Here is a 23060-nt window from a genome sequence, read left to right as displayed (position 1 = left end):
GCTTATGATGGAGAATAAGATAGATACGCTGATTGATAAGTTATTTTTAGGTGAAATTGACTACGTCAAGACACAAATTGAAACGATAGATACAATTAATGAAGAAGAACTTGATCAATTAGTCGTTCTTTGCGATCAACTGATCAATGCAGGGTTAATACTCGAAGCGCAAGTGATACTTAATAAAGCAATAGAATTATTTCCAAACGAATTAGATTTAACTGCAATGCTCGTCGACACCCATATTGTAGATGGGAAATTTGATGAAGCAATTCATATTTTAAATGATTATGAACCCTCGCCTGAATCATTACTTATTGAAGCGGACTTATATCAACAAATGAATATGCCTGAAGTGAGTTTTGATAAAGTCGAAAAAGCTATGGAACTTGCACCGAAAGAACCAGTAATACATTTTGCGAAAGCAGAGTTATTATATAGTGAAGGTTTATTTAATGAAGCGAATCGTTATTATGAGCAATTAATCAATATAGATATGGATTATATTAATGATGTAAATGTGAATGAGCGTATAGCAGATTGTGAATATATGGTTGGAGATTTTGAATCTAGTTTTAAATATTTCAACAAAATTGATAATGATGATTTAGATCAATCATTATTAATAAAAAAAGCAGTAGTCTTTAATAAATTGGAATTAAAAGAAGAAGCTATTCAAATATTGGAATCTATATTAAATGATTATCCAGAACAAACTCAAGCGAGTGAATTACTATTTGATATATACGAAAATGAGCATGACGATCAAGAAGCGATTAAAGTAGGATACGAACATATCAAATATAATGACTTTAATGTTGAGATGAAATATAAAGTATCAAGATTATTATTAAATCAAAAAAACTCTGATGGTATTAAATTATTAAAGGATGCACTCGCAATAGAACCAGATTATTTAAAGGCACAAGAGTTATTAGTAGAGTATCTTTATGATCATGAAGAATATGAAGAACTATTGTCATACTTTAATGTCTCAAACTTAATTCAAAATGGTCAATTCATTGATACAAATGATGATAATCAACTAATTTCTAATGAAGTGTACTGGATATTCGCAAAAGCTGCTCAACTATTAGAAAAAGATCAAATTGCTCAACCAATTTTTGAGTATTTAATTTCTGTATTGAATGATAATGAATCATTTTTGGAAGACTATATTGATTATATGCGTGAAATCGCTCAAACTGACAATGTTCAAAAGGCTAAGAATATGCTATCTAAATTAAATCCTAATCACTCATTCATTGTAAATGATGAAGACGGTTTTAATGTATAAAATAAGTATTATAATGTCTCATAAAATTCTCAAAAGTATTCTAAACCTATTCAATGATTGCATTATTAATTCAAAACATGTAATAACTACTGAAAATAACACAAATAATAATAGTAATGTATTAATTCAAAAAGATATTATTCATGTTTTAAATTATTTAAAAGATAATGAACAATTATTAATGAATATTCAACTGTTCGATTTTAAAGAAACAGTCGAACCTGAATTTCACCATCAAATTAACTTGGAGTTCGACTTTTTAAAGGATCAATTATTCAATGATTCCACTTATCATAATAACAACGATTTTTTAGGTCATAAAAATACACATATATCTAACGATTTATCTAATAATGGACTTAATCACTATTCAACAAATCAAGATGATTATCATATTCAATCAATATTTAATCATCAGTATGAAATTGGACAAGTTAAGTGTTATTACCATGGCGTTGACCTTAATATTGAAAAGAATAATGGTCAAGACATTATAAGTATGTTGAATGAGCTAGTGATTAATAAGCAAAATGTTGTTTTTTTTGATATTATCAATTTATATAATCAAATAAATTTAATGATAAAAAAAGAAGCTTTATTAGTTAATAAGAAAAACATAACGATTTTTAAAGAAAATATTATTGAACTATTAATAGACTATTTGAATTACATTATGCTCAAATATGATGTAGCATTACAAAAACGACATTTCAATGACTTGTTGCAATTAAATCAACTAAAAAATGTTATAGAACTCCAAATAAAATATTTCGAGGAGGATTTATGAATTTTGATATAGAATCAATTAAACAATTTCAAACGCAAAAAGAATATATCGACACATTGATTATTCCAATATTTAACATGCGATTAAATGAGCAAAGTACAAATGATTACGAAATTTTGCAAAATGTTATTATAAATGTTGAGCAACAATTGAAAGGTAGATTATTTGTATTGCCTTCTATTGGATACTTTGAAGGAGTGTTATCAATTTTTGATAAAATCAAAATTGACGATTTTAATCATATTATATTTATTTATGTTAAACATAGTGAAATTGATATGAATCATTTATTACAATTATCAAACCATCAAGAATTAATCAATAAAGCCAATGTTGCTTTGTTGGATAGTTTTCCTGTTGAACATATGGATAGAGAAATGTACGAGGGATTAATCAAAGAACAAGTAAAATCATCTGTTAAGCAATTCATATCAATTTGGAACAATTAAATATTAAATTTAAACAAGTTAAATTATAAAAAGTTGTATAGATATCATAATCTTTGTGACTTATTTATGACTTTATATTGACCGAATATATTTAATAGGCTAAAATTAGAATGTCCTAGAAATTAATATTATAGTATAATTGTACGTGAGTTAGAGGGGGGAATTCATATGAGTCAACGCGTCACAAGACGTCAATTTTTGAACTACTCATTAATGGGTGTAGGTTCATTTATGGCAGCGACAATGGTTTTACCTATGGGTCGTTTTGCTGTAGATCCTTTATTCCAAACTGGGTCAGATTCAAAAATGATCCAAACAAGTGCTAAAGTAAGTGAATTAGGTGAAACACCGACCAAAGTAGATTTTAAATACGAACAGAAAGATGGTTGGTATTCAAGTGAAGTAACGGATTTTGCTTGGGTATACAAGAAAGGTGACAAAATCATCGCACTTTCACCAATCTGTAAGCACTTAGGATGTACTGTTACTTGGGCTGGAGACGAGTCACAGCCAGACCAATTTTTCTGTCCTTGTCATAATGGACGTTATGAAAAGAATGGTAAAAATATCGCAGGAACACCACCGATTTCACCATTAGATCAATTTGAAGTTGGCGAAAAAGGCGGTATGTTAACTATCGGAGCCAAAGGTGAGAACCAATTAGTATAAAGGAGGGTAAAACAGTATGCTAAATAAAATTTACGATTTTGTTGATGATCGATTAGATATCACACCAATTTGGAGAGATATTGCTGATCACGAAGTGCCAGAGCATGTTAACCCTGCTTATCACTTTTCGGCGTTTGTTTATTGTTTTGGTGGGTTAACATTTTTTGTGACAGTAATTCAAGTTTTATCAGGTATGTTTTTAACGATGTATTACGTACCAGATATTGTTAATGCATGGAAATCTATTTATTACTTGCAACATGATGTTGCAGCCGGTGTTATTGTTCGTGGGATGCATCACTGGGGTGCAAGTGTTGTCGTCGTCATGCTATTTCTACATACGCTAAGGGTATTCTTTACAGGAAGTTATAAGCAACCACGTGAATTAAACTGGGTTGTTGGAGTATTAATCTTCTTTGTAATGTTAGGCTTAGCATTTACAGGTTATTTACTACCGTGGGATATGAAAGCATTATTTGCAACAAAAGTAGGTCTTCAAATTGCAGAGAGTGTTCCGATCATTGGGCCATGGGCTAAAACATTGTTAGCAGGAGATGAAGCAATCATTGGAGCTCAAACACTTACGCGCTTCTTTGCTATTCACGTATTCTTCTTGCCAGCAGCATTATTTGGATTGCTTGCAGCGCACTTTATTATGATTCGTAAGCAAGGTATTTCTGGACCATTATAGAATATTGTGAATATAAAAAAGGGAGGTTAATTGAATGCATCGCGGTAAAGGTATGAAATTTGTTGGTGATTCACGAATTCGTGATTACGAAAAACCAAAGTTAAATAGAGATTACTCAGAATTTCCGGGAAGAACAGAAGACTTTTGGCCTGATTTCTTATTAAAAGAATGGATAACAGGTGCAGTATTTTTGACAGCATTTATGTGTCTAACCGTTGCACATCCTGCTCCATTAGAACGTATGGCTGATCCAAGTGATACAGGTTATACACCATTACCAGACTGGTACTTCTTATTCTTGTACCAAATTTTGAAGTATACTTATGCTTCAGGACCATTTAATACATTTGGAGCTATTGTATTACCAGGTTTAGCATTTGGAGCTTTGTTATTTGCGCCTTGGCTTGATACTGGTAAAGCAAGAGTATGGTATAAACGACCAATCGCATCAGGATTAATGATATTGTCGGTTGCAATTATTTTCTATACAACATGGGAATCATTTACTTATCATGATTGGGAGAAACAAGATCAACAAGGTAAAATTGTATTTTCAAATTTAGATAAGGATTCAGAAGTATACACTGGGTTGATTAAATCCAATTGTACAAGTTGTCACGGTGGTGAATTAACGGGTGGTTCTGGACCTAACTTAATTAAATCTGAATTGCCTGCTGAAGCAGTTAAAGGATTTGTTGAGAATGGATCAGGGGATATGCCTGGATTTAAAGATTCATTATCAGCTGAAGAAATTGACCAAATTTCGAAATTCATTGCTGACTTAAATGAGACTGATGCCGATGGTAATAAATTAGATGCTGCATCAACTAAAGACTCGGGAAATTAATATATTTAGTAGATTTAAAGACCATCCAAAGGATGGTCTTTATTTATAGGAGACGTTATGACTAGATATCTGTTATTTTATAAGCCATTACTTACATTATTGTTAATCGGAAATTTATTAGGAACAATATATGGATATATTTGGTATATTCCGCAATTAAAAGAAACACCTTTAATATTTAAGGTTTTTGTTCCTGATTCACCGACTGCAAGTTTATTTTTTTGTATTGTATTGATATTGTATTTATTTAATAAAGCAAATGGATTAGTTGAATTGTTAGCATTTATCACTTTATTTAAGTATGGAATATGGGCTGTTATTATGAATTTGTTGATGTTTATAGAATTAGAACAAATCACTTTAATGGGATCTATGCTGATTATTTCACATCTTATAATGGCTATTGAAGGGCTATTATTTTTGCCACGATACTCTTTTAATTTTGGTCAATTATTTCTAGTTATGTTATGGGTTTTTCATAATGATTTTATTGATTACGTTATTGGTCATTATCCGAAGTATCCCGTCCTTGAAGAATATTTTAATATAATTGGTTACATTTCATTACTATTAGGATTTATTGCAATGGTTATTGCATTTTTCTATTGTCATAAAAAGTATGACACAACGAATAATGGTCAAAAATTTTGACTATTATTCGTTGTCACAATATAATATAATATATATCAAGTAAAATGGAGTGAATTTCATGTTAATGTATATAATTTATATCGGTATTATTATGCTTATCCCTATGTGGGCGAGTCATAATGTTAAATCTACATTCAATAAATATGCTCGTGTTCGTTCTACGAGTGGATTAACAGGTAAAGAAGTTGCGGAACAAATGTTACGCGATCATGGGATCACAGATGTGCGTGTTGAACAAGGACAAGGTTTTTTATCAGATCATTACGACCCAAGAGCAAAGGTTGTGAGATTAAGTCCACATAACTACAACAAGCCATCTGTTTCAGGCACTGCAGTTGCTGCTCATGAAATTGGTCATGCAATCCAACATGCAGAAGGCTATAGTTTTTTAAACTTTAGAACAGCATTATTTCCAGTCGCTTCATTAGGTAGTCAAGCTTCATATTTATTCATTATGGCTGGTATTTTCTTAACATACATGAACAATACGATGGGAAGTTTTGGTGCAACGTTGTTATGGATTGGAATTGGATTAATGAGTTTAGGTGTACTTTTCCAAATTATCACATTGCCAGTCGAATTTAATGCAAGTCATAGGGCGATGCAGTATATTAAAAGTCATAAGATTGTCAATGAAAAAGAATATTCTCACGCAAATAAAGTTTTGAAAGCTGCCGCAATGACGTATGTTGCAAGTGCTGCAGTTGCAGTTGCAGAACTATTACGTTTAATTTTAATTGCCAAAAGTCAAGATTAGTCATTTTTAACACAAAACTATTAATAGTTTTGTGTTTTTTATTGCACAATAATATATGTGTATATAAAATTTTGTTATAATTTAAACACATTACTTAAAGAGGTGATACGATGAATATTGCTTTAATCGCTCACGATAAGAAAAAAGATGATTTAATAAAGTTTATTAATCAATACATTGGCATATTTGAAACACATAGTTTATTTGCAACGGGTACAACAGGACAACGTATTATGGATGAAACGTCATTAAATGTTACTCGATTTAAAAGTGGTCCCCTCGGAGGAGATCAAGAAATTGGAGCAAAAGTTGCCAATAAAGATATTGATTGTATCATTTTTTTCCGTGACCCATTGACTGCACAACCACATGAACCAGATGTATCCGCATTACTAAGATTATCAGATGTGTATGATGTGCCATTAGCAACGAATGAAGGAACAGCCAGTGCAGTTATGTTGCATTTGGCTGAAATAAAGAGTAAGAACAATTAGGTGATCAAATGAAAATAGGAATTACATGTTATCCAAACATTGGCGGTAGTGGTGTTGTTGCAACTGAGCTTGGTAAAAAGCTTGCTCAGCGAGGTCATGAAGTTCACTTTATAACGAGCTCAATGCCTTTTAGGTTAAATCAGATGAATGATAATATATATGTCCATGAAGTTGAAGTGAATAATTATGCAGTATTTCAATACCCACCATATGATTTAACGCTAAGTACTAAAATTAGTGAAGTTATTTCAGAATATGAATTAGATATCATTCATATGCATTATGCAGTACCACATGCAATTTGTGGTCATTTAGCGATTTCAATGGCAAATCGTGATACAAAGATGGTTACTACATTGCATGGCACTGATATTACTGTATTGGGTTATGATTCATCATTGAAACCCGCGATAAAATTTGGTATTGAAAAATCAGATGCTGTCACTGCAGTGAGTCAATCTCTTATAGAAGATACGGATACAATCATTAAGCCAAATCAGGATATTGAACTCATATATAACTTCGTTGATGAAGAGAAGTTTTCAACACCTAAGATTGATTTAAATAAGGTTAAAAAATCATTATGTATATCTGATGAAATTGTCATTAGTCATGTGTCTAACTTTAGATCTGTAAAAAGGGTTGAAGATATCATACATACATTTTATAAAGTTCAATTTAAAAAGAAATCGGTTTTACTGTTAATCGGTGATGGACCGATGTTATTTAAAGCTAAAACACTTGTAAAAGCACTTGGAATTGAAAAAAAAGTGAGGTTTATTGGTAAGCAAGAAGAAATCACACATTATTATCACATCTCTGATTTCTTTTTATTGATGAGTGAGAAAGAAAGTTTTGGTCTAGTGTTGTTAGAAGCAATGTATGGTGGTGCAATTTGTATTGCGACGAATGCTGGTGGCATGAAAGAAGTGATTCACCATAACGAGAATGGTATTCTTGTAGATGTCGGAGATACGAATCAAGCGAGTGATTATATAATTGATTTAATAAGTGATCCTGAAAAAATGAAAAAAATCAAAGAAAATATGAAACAAATATTAATCAATAAATTTTCAACAGATCCAATTGTAAGAAAATATGAATCACTTTATTTGGGTTTGTTGAATAAAGGAAGTAAATAATGGTACCTGAAGAATTTAAAAATGCATATAATATTATAGATACGTTAGAACGTTCAGGTTATGAAGCTTTTTTTGTTGGCGGATCAGTAAGGGATTATTTGATGAATAATCAAATTGCAGATATTGATATCACAACTAATGCCACACCTGAAGAGATTATTGAATTATTTACTAAAACGATCCCAACCGGGATTGAACATGGTACCGTAACAGTGGTCACAGATAAAGGAAACTATGAAATTACAACATATAGAACAGAGTCCACATATATAAATTATAGAAAACCAGAAAATGTTCAATTTGTTAGAGAATTAAAAGAAGACTTAAAACGTAGAGACTTTACAATGAATGCGATTGCGATGACTAAGGATGGACAACTTAAAGATTTTTATAATGGATTTCAGCATATTAAAAATAAACAAATTTGTGCCGTTGGCATAGCTAATGAACGTTTCCAAGAAGATGCATTACGAATCATTAGGGGGCTTAGATTTCAATCAACATTAGGGTTTAATATTGTAGATGATACATACAAAGCAATCGTAAAACATCATCGCCTATTAAAAGAAGTTGCAATTGAAAGAGTAAATGTCGAACTTAATAAATTAGTAAAAGGTAAATATTTAATCCAAACATTAATAATGATTCGAAAAGATTTATTATTAGAAGCGCTCCCATTCTTTAAATATATTAATCAATCTGACTTCAATCTATTGATTAATATATTAAATGAACTTACTGTTGATGAACATAATATTCACAACACAATAAATGGTCGAAGGAAAAAAGTATTTCAATTAGATTATAATGATTTTATTGGTTTAATTTGTCTAATAAAACAATTTAACAATAGCGAACTAATCATTTCAAACGATAATGGTTTGATGGTTTATGATGAAGTTATTGATGAACTTTCAAAGTTGAAATTATCACGACATTCAGTTAAATATATTAAAGCATATGATAAATTATGCGCAAATTTGATTGAAATTATGAATTTATTTTATAATGGCTCATTAAGTAGAGGCGACATTGTTAAATATGACTTACCAATCGAATATATAAATATACATACGATTGACCATGAATTTATGAGAAAGTTTTATAAATATTATATTTCACAATATCAATTTAACCATGAAACGTTAATCTTTGTTTTGACTTGCTTGAAGCTAATATTTAAAGAATTAAATCAAAGTCATGAACTAGAAGAACAACAATCTATACAATTAGAAACATTTGATTTTAATACTTATTGCATAGATGAAATAGATAGAATTATAGATTGGCTTAATAAAGCTGAATCGAGATTATATAAAATAAATGACTTAGAAATCGATGGTCATGAGTTGAAATCAATGCAATTTATTAAAGAAGGTAAAATGATAAAATATTGGTTGAATGCATGTGTACTAAATTATTTTATAAATCCGACTGATATGAATTCAAAGATAAAGCAAGTTCAATTTTTAAAGCAATTTGAATTATAAACATTAGGAGAGATAATGTGAACAGTCTTCAACAGACATTGATACTTCTATATCAACATCAACATGAATATATTTCTGGCTCATATATTAGCGAACAATTAAATATTTCAAGACAAGCAGTGTGGAAAAATATTAATCAAATTAAACAAAACGGTTACATTATTGAATCTATTAAAGGAAAAGGTTATCAAATAAAACATTTTAAAAAAGGTTATGAAGAATCATTAATTCATGAGTTTCATAAACAACATCCTTTTTATGAATTTATTCATTTTGAAGATGTTGTTTCTTCAACTCAAAATATTGCAAATGAATTATCATACAAATATAGTAATCCTTTTATTGTAATAGCGAATGAACAACTTGAAGGAAGAGGCAGATTTAATAGGAGGTGGGACTCGTCCAAAAATCTTGGCTTATGGATGAGTATTGTTATCTACCCTAAAATCAGTCTTGAGAGAATAGGGCCTATTAATTTGTTTATTTCAATAGCCATTATTGAGGTTCTTAGAAATGAATATGATTTACAAGCGATGATAAAGTGGCCTAACGATATATATATTGATGATAAAAAAATATGTGGCTTTATCACTGAAGGGCAATTCAGTCAAAATGAATTGCATCATTTGACATGCGGTATTGGTATTAATTTATTTCAAGATAGTGATCAATTATCAAATCAATTTGAACGTCAAATTACCTCTTTAAATAATCATGTGGAAGATATTAATCAATATGAATTTCTAAATCATATGCTTAATTATTTAACGAAGTATTTTGAAATAATGGATAGTATTTCATTTGAGGATTATAAGGATAAGTATATATCTTATTCAAATATTTGGGGTAAGGAATACAATTTTTTAGTTGGTCAGCATTCTTTTATTGGTATACCATTGGATGTGACAAATCAAGGTGAATTAGTGATTAATCACGATGGACAACATGTCACGATTTCAAGTGGTGATATATTAAGTTCGAAATAGACATGATTATAAAGGAGGTGTTGGAATGAAGTTTGCATTTGTCGATTTAGAGACAACAGGACAAAGTCATCAAGATGATGACATTATTGAACTAGGTATTGTGATAACTGAAGATTTAGAAATCATTGATTCTTTTACGTCTTTGATATCGATTGAAAAAGAGATACCAGTTTATATTTCAAGTTTAACCAATATTAAGGATGAAGATTTAATTGATCAACCTTCATTCCAACACATATCTAATCATGTCTATGAAATGCTTAATGATTGTACATTTGTTGCGCATAATGCAAAATTTGACTTGGAATTTCTTAAATATGCATTCTTACAATGTGATATTGAATTTCAACCTGAATTAATTGTCGATACACATGACTGGTTTAAGATGATTTATCCAACACAATCTAGTTATAAGCTTGAAAATCTCTCAGCGATTATCGGCACTAAACATACAATGGCTCATAGAGCATTTTATGATGCTAAGGTTACTGCTGAATTATTTATTCATTCAATAAAAAAATACATGTCTTTTAATTTTGAATCAAAAAAGAGTCTCATTGACGTTGCTTGTGGATTAAATTTTGATATCAACAGAATTCTTACATACTTTCAGACATTGAATAAAACCTATCAAATCAGCGAGGTCAGTAGTGGTATAAAAGAGATTAATGGAATATTTTTTAAAGATATGATGGATGAAATTAGTCAATTAAATAAAGAGAATTTAAATGATATTAAACATAAAGTAAAAGATTTATCATTTGAAGATTTCTGTAAAAATGTTCTAAAGGATTACGAACATCGTGAAGAACAACATGCTTTACAAGATTATTTGTTAAGCCATATGAAAGATAAAACGATTTCAATTATAGAGGCACCAACTGCAATTGGTAAAACATTGACATATATTTATAATGCGCTTATAAAATATTCAGAAACTGGAGAGCGTACATTAATTTCGACAAACACTAAACTGTTACAACATGAATTACAGGACTTGATGATATCTATTGAAAATTCACTTAATGTTAAATCATTTCATTCAATGTTAATGGGACGAAGTAACTATATTCATTTACCAATCGTTAGAAAGATATTAAATGACGATACGTTAAATTATGAAGTCATTATTTTAAAAGGAAAATTAATCGTTTGGTTACTACAAACAAATACCGGTTTAGTGAGCGAGTTGAATTTAAAAGGTGGTGCAAATATATACTATCATTCAGTATTAAATGATCACCATAATTCAATTCATCCATCATTTTATGATTTCCACAAAAATAAATTGAAGAATTCAATGATTGGTATTACTAACCATAGTAATTTATTTGTTGATGAAACAGAAAGTCTTTGTGAATTATACCATCATTTAATTATTGATGAATCACATCATTTATTGAATGTTGCAACATCGAATGCACATAGACAAGTCTCATTACCATCATTGAAGAAAGTGATAAATCCCATTCAATCAGGTCATACTAGCAATATTGAAGAAAAGTTATATAAAACACTTGATAACGTGGTTCATAGTCTTTTTAAAAATTTGCATAAATCATTACAGAATGAGAAAAGTTCGATAGATGTAGACGAATTATACATCATTCATAAATTAAACCAAATGCAAAATATTTTAAATGATGAAACGTTAACGAATGTACCAGGTTTTATATTTTTAGATGAAATCATCTCGAATATTAATGCTTACTTAAATCAAATTGAAAAACAAATTTTTAATAGTGAATTTATATATTTAAATAGTGATAATAAAAAATATTATGAAACTGTTTCGATCAATTATTTAGTAGAATCACCAAAGTACATTATAAAGCGTAAATTATTTGAACAATATAAGTCTATACACTTTTTAAGTGGTACACTACAAGTCAATGAATCTTTTTCTTTCTTCATTCAAGAAATAGGACTAGAAAATCTGGATTATTCTCTTAATTCCATTGCATTCAAGGATGTTATAGATTATCAGAACAATGCGGAACTATGGGTATCTAATGACCAAATATCAACAAGCTTTCCATACTCTAATGAATATATTCAGCACATCGTAGAATGTTGTTATAGACTTGTTGTTATGCCACAAAATAAAGGATTAGCATTATTTACAAACCATCAAATGATACAAGAGGTCAAAGAGTACTTTGAGGACATAAATATGAATCAATTCCCAATCATTAGCCAGCACAAATCAATACACAATAAAAGGATTTTACAAAAATTCAATCCACTTGATTATGGTTTATTGTTAGCGAGTTTAAGTTTTTACGAAGGTGTAAATTTTAAAGCGCCTAACAATACTCAAAAAATATTATTGATGACAAAATTACCATTTCTTTCTCCAAATGATCCTTTAAGTTATTATCATTCGATGCAATATGATAATCCATTTATTGAATATACATTACCAAAAGCAAGTCAGCGATTCAGACAGGGGATAGGTCGATTGCTTAGGGATGGTTCGGATCAAGGTATTATAATTTGTCTGGATGACCGTTTAACTAAAGGATTATATAAAAAATATTTTTTGAATGGTCTACCGAACATGGATATTAAGTACTATAGTTTAGATGAAATGGATCAACAAATAAATAACATGTGTGACTAGATTGATGACCTTCTGTTATAGTACAATGAACTAAATAATATAATTAATATCGTATCATTTACTTTGTGATTGATTTTATATATTAGGAGGAATAGCATGCTTTCAAATAAAGTGTCTAACATACAACCATCTACAACATTAGCGATTACAGCAACCGCTCAAAAACTTAAAGATGAAGGTATTGATGTAATTGGTTTAGGTGCAGGTCAGCCAGACTTTAATACACCTGATTTCATTATTGAAGGTGCAATTAATGCGATACATAATGGTCAGACAAAATATACCCCAAGTGGTGGTATATTATCGTTGAAAGAAGCCATTGTTAATAAAACTAATCAAGATTTAAACTTAAATTATAATACATCTAATGTATTTGTTGGTACTGGAGCAAAACATGTTCTCTACAATATTTTCATGTCTATACTAAATGAAGGTGATGAAGTTATCGTACCTGTACCTTACTGGGTAAGTTATCCGGAACAAATTAAGCTTGCAGGTGGTACACCTGTTTTTGTTAAAACAGACGAGGAAACAAATTTTAAATTAACTACATCACAATTAGAACAACATATCAATGACAACACAAAGGCGATCATTATTAACACGCCAAGTAATCCAACTGGGATGATTTATTCAAAAGAAGAATTATTAGCATTGGATGATCTCATCAAACAACATGACTTAATCGTTATATCTGATGAAATATATGAAACGTTAATTTACAATGGAAAACATGTAAGTTATGCAACATTGAATGAAGATGCAAAAGATAGAACTTTTATTGTAAATGGTGTATCAAAATCACATGCAATGACTGGCTGGAGAATTGGGTATGGGATTGGACCTGTTGATTATATAAAAGGGATGACAAATTTAGCTAGTCATTCTACAAGTAATCCAACGACTCCATCACAATATGCAGCTTTAACTGCTTATACTGAACAGCCAGAATATATTCAAAAAATGAATGAAATCTTTAAAAAACGTTTAGACGAAGTATATCCTTTAGTTGATGAAATTACAGGCTTTAAATGTATCAAGCCAAACGGAGCTTTCTATTTATATCCTAATGTGAAAGAAGCAATGAACTTATGCGGTTATAATTCATCAAGTGACTTTGCACAAGCATTATTAGAAGAGGCACATGTCGCTGTGATACCTGGAAGTGCTTTTGGTAGTGATGATAACATTAGATTAAGTTATGCAACGGATGTTGAATCATTTAAAACAGCTATAGAAAGAATTAAACACTTTATAAACTCTAAGAAATCATAATTAATACTAGAACATAGTTAATTTATGATTAAATTAAAAGATGCATTATAGGAGGACTTATGAAAAAAATAACAATTAATCAATCAAAGCAATTCGTTGGTGAAACGGTTAAAATAGGAGTATGGTTAGCGAATAAAAGATCAAGTGGTAAAATAGGATTCATGCAACTTAGAGATGGTACTGGATTTATGCAAGGTGTAGTTGTGAAAGCAAATATAGGAGAAGATAAATTTGACCAATTTAAGGCGTTAACTCAAGAAACTTCTCTATATGTTACTGGTATCATCAAAGAGGATACCAGATCTAGTTTTGGCTATGAGTTGGAAGTTGAAAATTTTGAAGTAATTTCCGATAGTACGGATTATCCAATAACACCAAAAGAACATGGTACTGAATTTTTAATGGACAATCGTCATTTATGGTTAAGAAGTAAAAAGCAACATGCGATTATGAAGATTAGAAATGAAATTATCCGTTCAACGTTTGAATTTTATAATAACAATGGCTTTACAAAAGTAGATCCGCCGATTTTAACAGGAAGTGCTCCAGAAGGAACAAGTGAGTTATTTCACACTAAATATTTTGAAGAGGATGCATATTTATCACAATCGGGTCAACTTTATGCTGAAGCAAGTGCCATGGCGCTTGGTAAAGTATTTAGTTTTGGACCGACATTTAGAGCTGAAAAATCAAAAACACGACGTCATTTGATTGAATTTTGGATGATTGAGCCAGAAATGGCATTCTATGATCATGACGATAGTTTAGAAGTACAAGAACAATATGTAACACATATTGTTCAATCAGTATTAAAAAATTGTCGTTTAGAATTAGAAACTTTAGATCGTGATCTTGCAAAGTTAGAAAAAGTAACAACGCCATTCCCAAGAATCACTTACGATGATGCCGTTGAATTTTTGCATAAAGAAGGCTTTGATGACATAGAATGGGGAGACGACTTTGGTTCACCACATGAAACGGCAATTGCTAATCATTATGATAAGCCTGTATTCATTGTCAATTATCCGAAAGCAATTAAACCATTCTATATGCAAGTCAATAAAGAAAATCCAAAAACTGTACTTTGCGCTGATTTAATAGCCCCTGAAGGTTATGGAGAAATTATTGGTGGATCTGAACGTATGGATGACTATGACGAATTGAAACAATCAATTTTAGACCACGGATTGGATCTTGAAACATATGGTTGGTACTTAGACTTAAGAAAGTATGGCAGTGTGCCTCATTCTGGATTTGGACTAGGGTTAGAAAGAACTGTTGCTTGGATCAGTGGGGTTGATCATGTAAGAGAAACAAGTCCATTCCCAAGATTATTGAATAGGTTGTACCCATAAATTTAACTATTATGTAATCGTATTGATATAACATGACTAAAGCTTTAACTCAACATAAGCTATTGTTGAAGTTAAAGCTTTAGTTTATAAAGTAGGTGATTAAATGGAATCGTACGATCCCATCAAGACAAAAGTAGGACAATTAGAACATACAATAGAAAGAATCATTGAGGGGAATCATTTCGATATCAAATCATTTTTGATTACCCAAAACAAACTTACAAATTTAAATGCAGAAGAGATGATTGTCTTGTTATATATTATAGAAATGAATTCTGCTAATCATCTAGTCTCTCTTCCAGATATAACAGAAGCATTACCACTTAATATGAATATGGCTGCAACAGCTTTAAAAAAGTTAACAGAACAAAATTATATTCATTCATCGACTCAGAAGGGGAATGATGGAATATATAGAGAAGTGATTTCAACTCAGCCACTTCACGAAAAAATCATTAGTCTACTAAAAGGACCTTCTGAAATAACCCATCCGATAGAAGGCACTGAAAGTAATCATCTTAATCAAACTCAAAAAGATAATGAACCTGTTAAATCGGACTTACAATTAAAGTTCGAAAGACTATTAAAAAAATTTGAAGCTGAATTCGGTAGAACCTTTTCACCAATTGAGATACAATCGATCAGACAGTGGATTGATGAATATCATGAAAGTCTGATTGAGCAAGCATTAGTTGAAGCAGTATTGAATCATAAATTAAATATTAAATATATATCAAAAATACTTTCAAATTGGAAAGAACAAAATATCACAAATATTTCAGAAGCAAAGGAATATACGAATAAATATTATCGTTCAAATAATACACAGTTTAAAAAGACTGTTCAATCATATCCAGTCTTTAATTGGTTGGAGGATAAATAATATGGTAAGTAAAAAGAAAGCAATGGAGTTTATTGATACTATTGATCTGATGTTTCCTGATGCAGAATGTGAATTACATGCAAATAATCCATTTGAACTGACAATTGCTGTATTACTGTCAGCTCAATGTACTGATGCTTTAGTGAACAAAGTTACACCAAATTTATTTAATAAATACAAAACACCTGAAGATTATTTATCAGTTGAACTAGAGGAATTACAACAAGATATACGTTCAATTGGATTATATCGAAATAAAGCAAAGAATATTCAAAAGTTAAGTCAAATTTTAATCGATCAATATAATGGTCAAATCCCTTCATTAAGAGATGAATTAGTAAAGCTACCTGGTGTAGGTAGGAAAACAGCAAATGTAGTCACTTCAGTCGCATTTAATGAACCTCAAATAGCAGTGGATACCCATGTCGAAAGAGTATCTAAACGGTTAGGTATATGTCGATATAAGGATGATGTTCTTACTGTTGAGAAAACATTACAAAAAGTTATACCTGTAGAACGATGGAGTAAAACGCATCATCAATTAATATTTTTTGGGCGTTACCATTGCTTAGCCAGAAATCCAAAGTGTAGAGAGTGTCCATTACTCAATGACTGTAGAGAAGGGCAAAAACGTTTAAGGAAAGGACTTGTTAAGATTGATTAACTTAACAACTGAACACGATATAATCGACGAACTTAATCGTGTAAAAAATGAAATGGAGTATTACATAGAATCATCAGATAAAAGTTTTCAATCAAGTAAAAGTGTAAACAGTGAATTATATTCAATGTTAATCATCACATTTGAACGCTATATAAAATTAACAAATATGCATTTAAAATTTTTATCAGAAGGTTCTATAAATCAAGAGGATGAATTTTCTTTAAATAGATGTAAAACTACACCGATGAATTTCCATGAGAGAATTGAATATTTAAAATTACGTCCTTGTAAATATCAAAGTGTTGAACAAATAAAAAGTATGTTTATAGAACAAAAGAAAAAATATTCAAGTTTAGTTGTTAGACTAAATAACAATAATAATTAAATAAAACAAGAGATCACTTGATATTAGCTCAAGTGATCTCTTGTTTTATTATATACTTATGATGCTTCTTCTGTATTCTCAGTAGATCTTGCTCTTTCTTTTGCTTCTTGTTCTTTTTGTCTAGCTTTATCAGCTTCTTCTTGTGCTTTTCTCTTTGCTTCTTGTTCTTTTGCTTGCTGTTCAGCTTCTTGCTCAGCTTTTTTCTGCTCTTCTTCAGCTTTTTTCTTTGCTTCTTCTTCCGCTTTTTTTCGTTCTTCTTCAGCTTTTTTCTTTGCTTCTTCTTCAGCTTTTTTTCGTTCTTCTTCAGCTTTTTTCTTTGCTTCTTCTTCCGCTTTCTTCCGTTCTTCTTCAGCTTTTTGTTTTGCTTCTTCAGCTTTTTTCTTTTCTTCTTCAGCTTTTTTCTTTTCTTCTTCAGCTTTTTTCTTTTCTTCTTCAGCTTTCTTTTTAGCATCCGCTTTTTTCTTCTCTTCTTCAGCTTTCTGTTTAGCGTCAGCTTTTTTCTTCTCTTCTTCAGCTTTCTGTTTAGCGTCAGCTTTTTTCTTTTCTTCTTCCGCTTTTTGTTTTGCTTCTTCAGCCTTTTTCTTTTCTTCTTCAGCTTTCTGTTTATTAGCTTTCGCTTCTTCTAATGATTTTTCTTTTTTATCTTTCATGATAGAATCGAAAATCTCAGAATCTTTAACAGCATATTCGCCGTTACCGATTTCAACCACACTATCAGGCTTTTCAAAATCCTTATTATCATTTGGTGTAATATTCTGCATTATTTCTTTAAAGAAGTATTGAGGTGTTAATTGTTCATCATGACCAATAAATGCAGTTTCATTTATTCTTCCTTTCTCAGAAGTATCAAAGCCCATCCAAACACTCATTGTATAGTGAGGAGTATAACCAGAAATCCATACATCACTCGCTGCACCAACATCTAGGTTTGGATTAGTTTCAACTTGTTCGTCAGGTATACCTTGTGTTCCAGTTTTTGCTGCTACATTTAAGTTTGGCATATGAGCTCTATAAGCTGATCCTGTTGGAGTGATAACATCCTTTAGCATATCCGTAATCATAAAGGCTGTTGAATCTTTCATCGCTTTATGACTATCTTGTTCGAATTTGATTTCTTCATTTTGAGGATTAGATATATATCGAATTGCTGACATTTCGTTATACTGTCCACCGTTACCAAAGGTAGCAAAACTTTCTGCAATTTCTGCAGTAGAAAATTTAGATATATGACCACCTAATGCATCAGATATTGTTATATTTTTAGCATCTTTTGTATAGTTTTGATCGTAATTTACTCCTGATTTACTAGCAAAGTCTATAATACCATCTAAACCTTCTTTTTCCCTTACAGCTTCAAAGGCTTTAACGGCAGGTATATTATAACTCACTTTCAAGGCTTCTCTAATCGTCACTTCACCATGGCCTTCTCCATCATAGTTTGAAATTGTTTTGTCTGATCCTTCAATTTTATATTCTTTTTCATCTTCAACTTTATGGTTTGTTGGCCAATTTAAATATTCTATAGCCGGACCATAATTTAAAATTGGTTTAATTGTGGATCCAACAAAGTGCTTTTGCAATGCTTCATTCGTATCGACAACACGCTCATAGTTTCTTCCACCTGTGATTGCTACTAATCCACCAGTATTAGTATCGAGTATCGTTGCACCTAATCGAAAATCTTGTGAGTTATACTTAGGATTACTATAGAAACTTGTATTATTACTCAGTTCAATTAATCGTTGTTGTACAGAATTGTCCATATTAGTATATATAGATAAGCCTTGAGCTAAAGCTTCATTAACTTCCATTCCTTTGAACTCATCATGTTGACTGATCTCTTTACGAATCACATCAACATAAGCATTATAAACATCATCAGCAGGGTTTTCTAATGTTCTTTCTTCATCTTTTCGACTCACTAGATTTTGAGTCAAATCATCTTGTTGAGCCTGCTTCATTTCTTTTTCTGTAATTCTGTCATGTTTATGCATTAGATGTAGAACAATATCTTTTCTTTTTTCCGCTGATTCTGGATGGTCATATATATTATATCGATTTGGTATTTGAGGAAGACCTGCCAAATACGCTGATTCTGCTAATGATAAATCTTTTAGCTCTTTATTAAAGTAATATTTTGAAGCAGTACGAATACCGTATACGCCATCTGAATAATATATTTTATTAATATACATTTCAAAAATATCTTCTTTTGAATACTCTTGCTCTAGTCGATAAGCTAAATATGCTTCTTGAGCTTTTCTTTCAATAGATTTTTTATCTGTTAAAAAGGTTCTTTTAACAACTTGTTGTGTAATTGTCGATGCACCTTGTGATCCAAAACCATCTGTAACATTACTAAATACCGCACCAAATAATCTTCTAAAATCTATAGCACCATGTTCAAAATATCGATCATCCTCGGTTGCGAGTACAGCATCTTTAACGTGTGAAGGTACATTTTCATATGTTACTTTTTCTCTTTTATTGCCAGTGTATAACGTAGTGACAAGTTGGTCGTTTTTATCATATATCTTTGTGGGCATAGGATCCTTTAATTTATCTGCATTAAAAGCTGGTGCATTAGAAGCATAATATGCAAATAACCCTATACCTAATAATAAAAACAATAAAGTACCAAGTATAGCTAAAAGTATAATTCTCTTAATCCATTGATACTTATTGTTGCTTTTATTGTTCTGTTTATTGTTTGACTGTTTATTACGAGCTTTATGTCTACCTTTAGTAGACCTTGAGTATTCTGTCATAATTCTCCTCCACCTAAATAGGCTAAACATTAATTTAATAATGCATATTACTTATTAATTGTATATATTTTAACACATATATTATAAAATAATAATATGTCGTTTATATGTCAATATAAAAAGGAGTACAAGTGTAATGATCTAACTAGAGTGAGTAGATTTCATTTATTACTTGTATATAATTAATTCTAGGATTAATTGATTCTTTTATGAGAGGGCAGTGTAATTTAATTTCTTTATAAGGAATGGACTTACGACCACCATTCATATAGTTAGTCCAATAATTATTGAAAAAATCAAATGGAATAAAGAAAATTTCATCATGTAAAGTAAATTTAATAATTAAAAATACAATACCGTCATGTTCATAACATTGTTTCATATGATTTACTTGATGGGGATGAATGTTAATAAAAGGGAAGCTTGTTTTATTACGAGTTTCTTTTGCTTCGAAATCAATATATTTACCTTTATAGATTCCATTATAATCTGTAGTGGAAGGCACTTTAAAATATGCCTCTTTAATTGTTGCTTTATCACGACTTGGATAGTGTACATCGACAATTTGAATAGGTGTTGGTTTTTTGTGTATAATTGCAATATTTTCATTGATATAGTATCTGTTTGTCAAATCAATGGATTTTTCAAGTGTCTGACCTCGGTTACCATGAGATATTTTGTTATTAGCTTTATTGTAAGTATTGTTTCTTTTACCATTTGGATAATTCATATTTTCACCAACTGTTTGTTAAAATATATCAATCAACTTAGTAACGAATACTAAATAAAATAGTAGTTAATATCTTGTGTTAATTTTGAATTTAATCTTTAAATACCGATATTAACAAATTATAACTCATTATTCATGAATAAAATATTAGTATATTCATATTATATCTATTATATCTAATATATAATCAAGGATAAAATAGAATAGGATAACGTAAAATCTATATCTCATATAAGAAAGTAGGATATTAATGAAAGAACAACTTATTATAGCAAATATGAAAGAGCTATTACAGTTGATTAAATCACAGTATGAACTTTCTAGATCAATTGTTTGTAATACAACTGATAGTAATAAAAATATTGATAATTATACGTTTGAAAATGATATTAAGCCATTTGTAGAAAGATATGATCAAAAAGTAGAGGATTTTGTTCATTTTTTAAGAGAGAATCAGCAAAATATACCTACAATACATGATGGACAAATTCAGATGATGATTGATCATTATAATAGTATTAGTGTAGAATGTTTTGACGGTCATAAGAGTAAAATGCAATTTATGAATAAATACAATTTCATTAAATCCATTGTGAATAAAGTTGAATATGAATTATTACAAGAGTAGTAAATTACAATTATAGAACTGATATTTAAAATGTAAATTGAATGATAAAATGAGTATAAATAATAGGTGTGTATTGATGAAACATAACAATTTCAATTCTAAAAATGAAAATATTGGTCGTGACAGTTTATTAGAACAACGTAATAATCCAAAACCAGTTTTGAACATAATAGGATATAAATATTATGAATTAGGCTTGTTTGATTCTAATGATAAAAGAATCACGATACTCAAAGATTTCTTGCAGGAAAAGCTTATAACTTATATTGAAGAAGGATATGAATGGTTTATAACACATGGTTCGATAGGCATTGAATTATTTGCAGTAGAGGTTTTAATAGAATTAAAGAGGTTAGGTTATCACTTGAATATTGCAATTATTGAACCGTTCATTCAACAGCCTAAAGACGAATTGAATGATTGGCAGATTAGAAGGAATAAAGTGATAGAACAAGTAGAATATCATAACTACATATATAAAAAGAGATATGAAGGACCATGGATGCTTAAAGGGGCTAATTTATTTATGATGGAACATTCTTCTGCATCATTAATCTTTTACGATGAATCCTCAAACTCTAACTTGAAATATTATTACAATGCTTTAGTTGATTATTCGTCAAATCATGTGTATAATATTTTACGAGTATCATTCGATGAATTAAATGACTTTATCTCATTTAATTATGATAATTGAGGTGAACTGAATGAGTAATTTCTCTTTAAAGTTAACTGCTAAAGATATTTACGAAAAAGAATTTGAAAGAACGCTTAGAGGTTTTAAGCCTGAAGAGGTGGATAGCTTCTTGGATGATGTGATTGCTGATTACCAGAAAATGAGTGAATTAGATTCTAAGGTGAAAAAATTGGAAGAAGAAAATTTACGATTAAAAAAAGAACTAGATGATGTTAAACTACGTTCAAGATCGTCATCTCAATCTGATCAACGCAATACAGCATCTATTAATAATGTCGATATTTTAAAGCGTTTATCAAATCTTGAGAAGCAAGTATTTGGCCGAGTAAAAGAGTAGTAAATGATTACAAGGATTCTCGGATAATCGCTATAAATTTATGTTTATAGAGGAAAGTCCATGCTCACACGCATCTGAGATGAGCGTAGTGTTCGTGCTTGGTGAAACAATAAGCCAAGGCAATTCGTATTGAACGTTTGACGGCAGCAAAACAACCTAAGTCATATGATATGGTTTAATATGCTTGAAAGTGCCACAGTGACGGAGCTTATATAGAAATATATGAGGTGGAACGAGGTAAACCCCACGAGTGAGCAATCCAAATTAGGTAGGAGCACTTCTTGAACGGAAATGAACGTAGATAGAAGACATGTATAACATGTAGACAGATGATTATCACCAACGTACGAGTGTAACTAGTACACGTTTGCAGTACTATGGTACAGAACATGGCTTATAGAGAACCTTGACTAGCGAAAGCTCTCCCATTATGGAGAGCTTTTTTATTTTATACA

Annotated in this window: 23 protein-coding genes and 1 other RNA gene; 22 read left to right on the top strand and 2 right to left on the bottom strand. The window is 30.3% G+C overall.

Going from position 1 to position 23060, the window contains the following annotated elements; all coding sequences use genetic code 11:
• The first annotated feature begins 7 nt into the window (after positions 1–7).
• The 18 genes from EDD62_RS03265 (at position 8) to EDD62_RS03180 (ending at position 17445) form a co-directional block, all read left to right on the top strand.
• Positions 8–1297 (top strand): tetratricopeptide repeat protein, encoded by a 1290-nt coding sequence (locus EDD62_RS03265; RefSeq protein ID WP_123807520.1) that lies wholly within the window; start codon positions 8–10, stop codon positions 1295–1297.
• A 181-nt stretch (positions 1298–1478) separates the two neighbouring features.
• Positions 1479–2084 carry a hypothetical protein gene (locus EDD62_RS03260; RefSeq protein WP_148086835.1) on the top strand — a complete coding sequence of 202 codons (606 nt, stop codon included), beginning with the start codon at positions 1479–1481 and terminating at the stop codon, positions 2082–2084.
• Positions 2081–2533 (top strand): DUF2487 family protein, encoded by a 453-nt coding sequence (locus tag EDD62_RS03255; RefSeq protein WP_123807518.1) that lies wholly within the window; start codon positions 2081–2083, stop codon positions 2531–2533. Before EDD62_RS03260 ends, EDD62_RS03255 begins: the two co-directional genes overlap by 4 nt.
• 168 nt (positions 2534–2701) lie before the next feature.
• On the top strand, positions 2702–3202 hold the full coding sequence (locus EDD62_RS03250; RefSeq protein WP_077140238.1) for a QcrA and Rieske domain-containing protein: 501 nt from the start codon (positions 2702–2704) through the stop codon (positions 3200–3202).
• Positions 3203–3218: 16 nt separating this feature from the next.
• Positions 3219–3893 carry a menaquinol-cytochrome c reductase cytochrome b subunit gene (gene qcrB / locus EDD62_RS03245; protein WP_077140239.1) on the top strand — a complete coding sequence of 225 codons (675 nt, stop codon included), beginning with the start codon at positions 3219–3221 and terminating at the stop codon, positions 3891–3893.
• A 34-nt stretch (positions 3894–3927) separates the two neighbouring features.
• Positions 3928–4740 carry a menaquinol-cytochrome c reductase cytochrome b/c subunit gene (locus EDD62_RS03240; protein WP_077140240.1) on the top strand — a complete coding sequence of 271 codons (813 nt, stop codon included), beginning with the start codon at positions 3928–3930 and terminating at the stop codon, positions 4738–4740.
• Between the two features lie 57 nt (positions 4741–4797).
• Positions 4798–5391, top strand: coding sequence for a DUF1405 domain-containing protein (locus EDD62_RS03235; RefSeq protein ID WP_123807517.1), 594 nt, complete (start codon positions 4798–4800; stop codon positions 5389–5391).
• A 58-nt stretch (positions 5392–5449) separates the two neighbouring features.
• Positions 5450–6148: a zinc metallopeptidase gene (locus EDD62_RS03230; protein ID WP_077140242.1), complete on the top strand. Its 699-nt coding sequence runs from the start codon at positions 5450–5452 to the stop codon at positions 6146–6148.
• Positions 6149–6258: 110 nt separating this feature from the next.
• Positions 6259–6642, top strand: a complete 384-nt coding sequence (locus EDD62_RS03225; protein WP_123807516.1) for a methylglyoxal synthase — start codon at positions 6259–6261, stop codon at positions 6640–6642.
• A gap of 8 nt (positions 6643–6650) precedes the next feature.
• Positions 6651–7784, top strand: a complete 1134-nt coding sequence (bshA, locus tag EDD62_RS03220; protein ID WP_123807515.1) for an N-acetyl-alpha-D-glucosaminyl L-malate synthase BshA — start codon at positions 6651–6653, stop codon at positions 7782–7784.
• Positions 7784–9274: a CCA tRNA nucleotidyltransferase gene (locus tag EDD62_RS03215; RefSeq protein ID WP_123807514.1), complete on the top strand. Its 1491-nt coding sequence runs from the start codon at positions 7784–7786 to the stop codon at positions 9272–9274. Before bshA ends, EDD62_RS03215 begins: the two co-directional genes overlap by 1 nt.
• A 17-nt stretch (positions 9275–9291) precedes the next feature.
• Entirely contained in the window at positions 9292–10260 is a 969-nt protein-coding gene (locus tag EDD62_RS03210) for a biotin--[acetyl-CoA-carboxylase] ligase (protein WP_123807513.1), read from the top strand.
• 25 nt (positions 10261–10285) lie between these two features.
• Positions 10286–12883, top strand: coding sequence for an exonuclease domain-containing protein (locus tag EDD62_RS03205; RefSeq protein WP_123807512.1), 2598 nt, complete (start codon positions 10286–10288; stop codon positions 12881–12883).
• A 96-nt stretch (positions 12884–12979) separates the two neighbouring features.
• Positions 12980–14158: a pyridoxal phosphate-dependent aminotransferase gene (locus EDD62_RS03200; protein ID WP_123807511.1), complete on the top strand. Its 1179-nt coding sequence runs from the start codon at positions 12980–12982 to the stop codon at positions 14156–14158.
• Positions 14159–14217: 59 nt separating this feature from the next.
• Positions 14218–15513 (top strand): asparagine--tRNA ligase, encoded by a 1296-nt coding sequence (gene asnS, locus EDD62_RS03195; RefSeq protein WP_123807510.1) that lies wholly within the window; start codon positions 14218–14220, stop codon positions 15511–15513.
• A gap of 103 nt (positions 15514–15616) precedes the next feature.
• A complete protein-coding gene (locus tag EDD62_RS03190; RefSeq protein WP_123807509.1) occupies positions 15617–16396 on the top strand; it encodes a DnaD domain-containing protein in 780 nt (259 codons plus the stop codon).
• A gap of 1 nt (position 16397) precedes the next feature.
• Positions 16398–17060, top strand: coding sequence for an endonuclease III (gene nth, locus EDD62_RS03185; protein ID WP_123807508.1), 663 nt, complete (start codon positions 16398–16400; stop codon positions 17058–17060).
• Positions 17053–17445, top strand: a complete 393-nt coding sequence (locus tag EDD62_RS03180; protein ID WP_123807507.1) for a YpoC family protein — start codon at positions 17053–17055, stop codon at positions 17443–17445. The genes nth and EDD62_RS03180 overlap by 8 nt, the downstream gene beginning before the upstream one ends.
• A 56-nt stretch (positions 17446–17501) precedes the next feature.
• Here EDD62_RS03180 and EDD62_RS03175 read toward each other — a convergent pair whose 3' ends face one another.
• Both EDD62_RS03175 and recU read right to left on the bottom strand, forming a co-directional pair.
• Positions 17502–20213: a transglycosylase domain-containing protein gene (locus EDD62_RS03175; protein ID WP_170152760.1), complete on the bottom strand. Its 2712-nt coding sequence runs from the start codon at positions 20211–20213 to the stop codon at positions 17502–17504.
• A gap of 145 nt (positions 20214–20358) precedes the next feature.
• Positions 20359–20943 (bottom strand): Holliday junction resolvase RecU, encoded by a 585-nt coding sequence (gene recU, locus EDD62_RS03170; protein ID WP_123807505.1) that lies wholly within the window; start codon positions 20941–20943, stop codon positions 20359–20361.
• 250 nt (positions 20944–21193) lie between these two features.
• Here recU and EDD62_RS03165 point away from each other — a divergent pair, with 250 nt between their 5' ends.
• The 4 genes from EDD62_RS03165 (at position 21194) to rnpB (ending at position 23007) form a co-directional block, all read left to right on the top strand.
• Positions 21194–21571, top strand: coding sequence for a DUF1798 family protein (locus EDD62_RS03165; protein ID WP_123807504.1), 378 nt, complete (start codon positions 21194–21196; stop codon positions 21569–21571).
• A gap of 76 nt (positions 21572–21647) precedes the next feature.
• Positions 21648–22268: an SLOG family protein gene (locus EDD62_RS03160; RefSeq protein ID WP_170152759.1), complete on the top strand. Its 621-nt coding sequence runs from the start codon at positions 21648–21650 to the stop codon at positions 22266–22268.
• 10 nt (positions 22269–22278) lie between these two features.
• Entirely contained in the window at positions 22279–22605 is a 327-nt protein-coding gene (gpsB, locus tag EDD62_RS03155; protein ID WP_123807502.1) for a cell division regulator GpsB, read from the top strand.
• Positions 22606–22620: 15 nt separating this feature from the next.
• Positions 22621–23007, top strand: an RNA gene (gene rnpB / locus EDD62_RS03150) — RNase P RNA component class B.
• Positions 23008–23060: the final 53 nt, after the last annotated feature.

The organism is Abyssicoccus albus, from assembly GCF_003815035.1.
GTDB classification, from domain to species: domain Bacteria; phylum Bacillota; class Bacilli; order Staphylococcales; family Abyssicoccaceae; genus Abyssicoccus; species Abyssicoccus albus.
The sequence above is the reverse complement of the archived record's forward strand: the minus strand, read 5'-3'. Positions and strand labels throughout refer to the sequence as shown.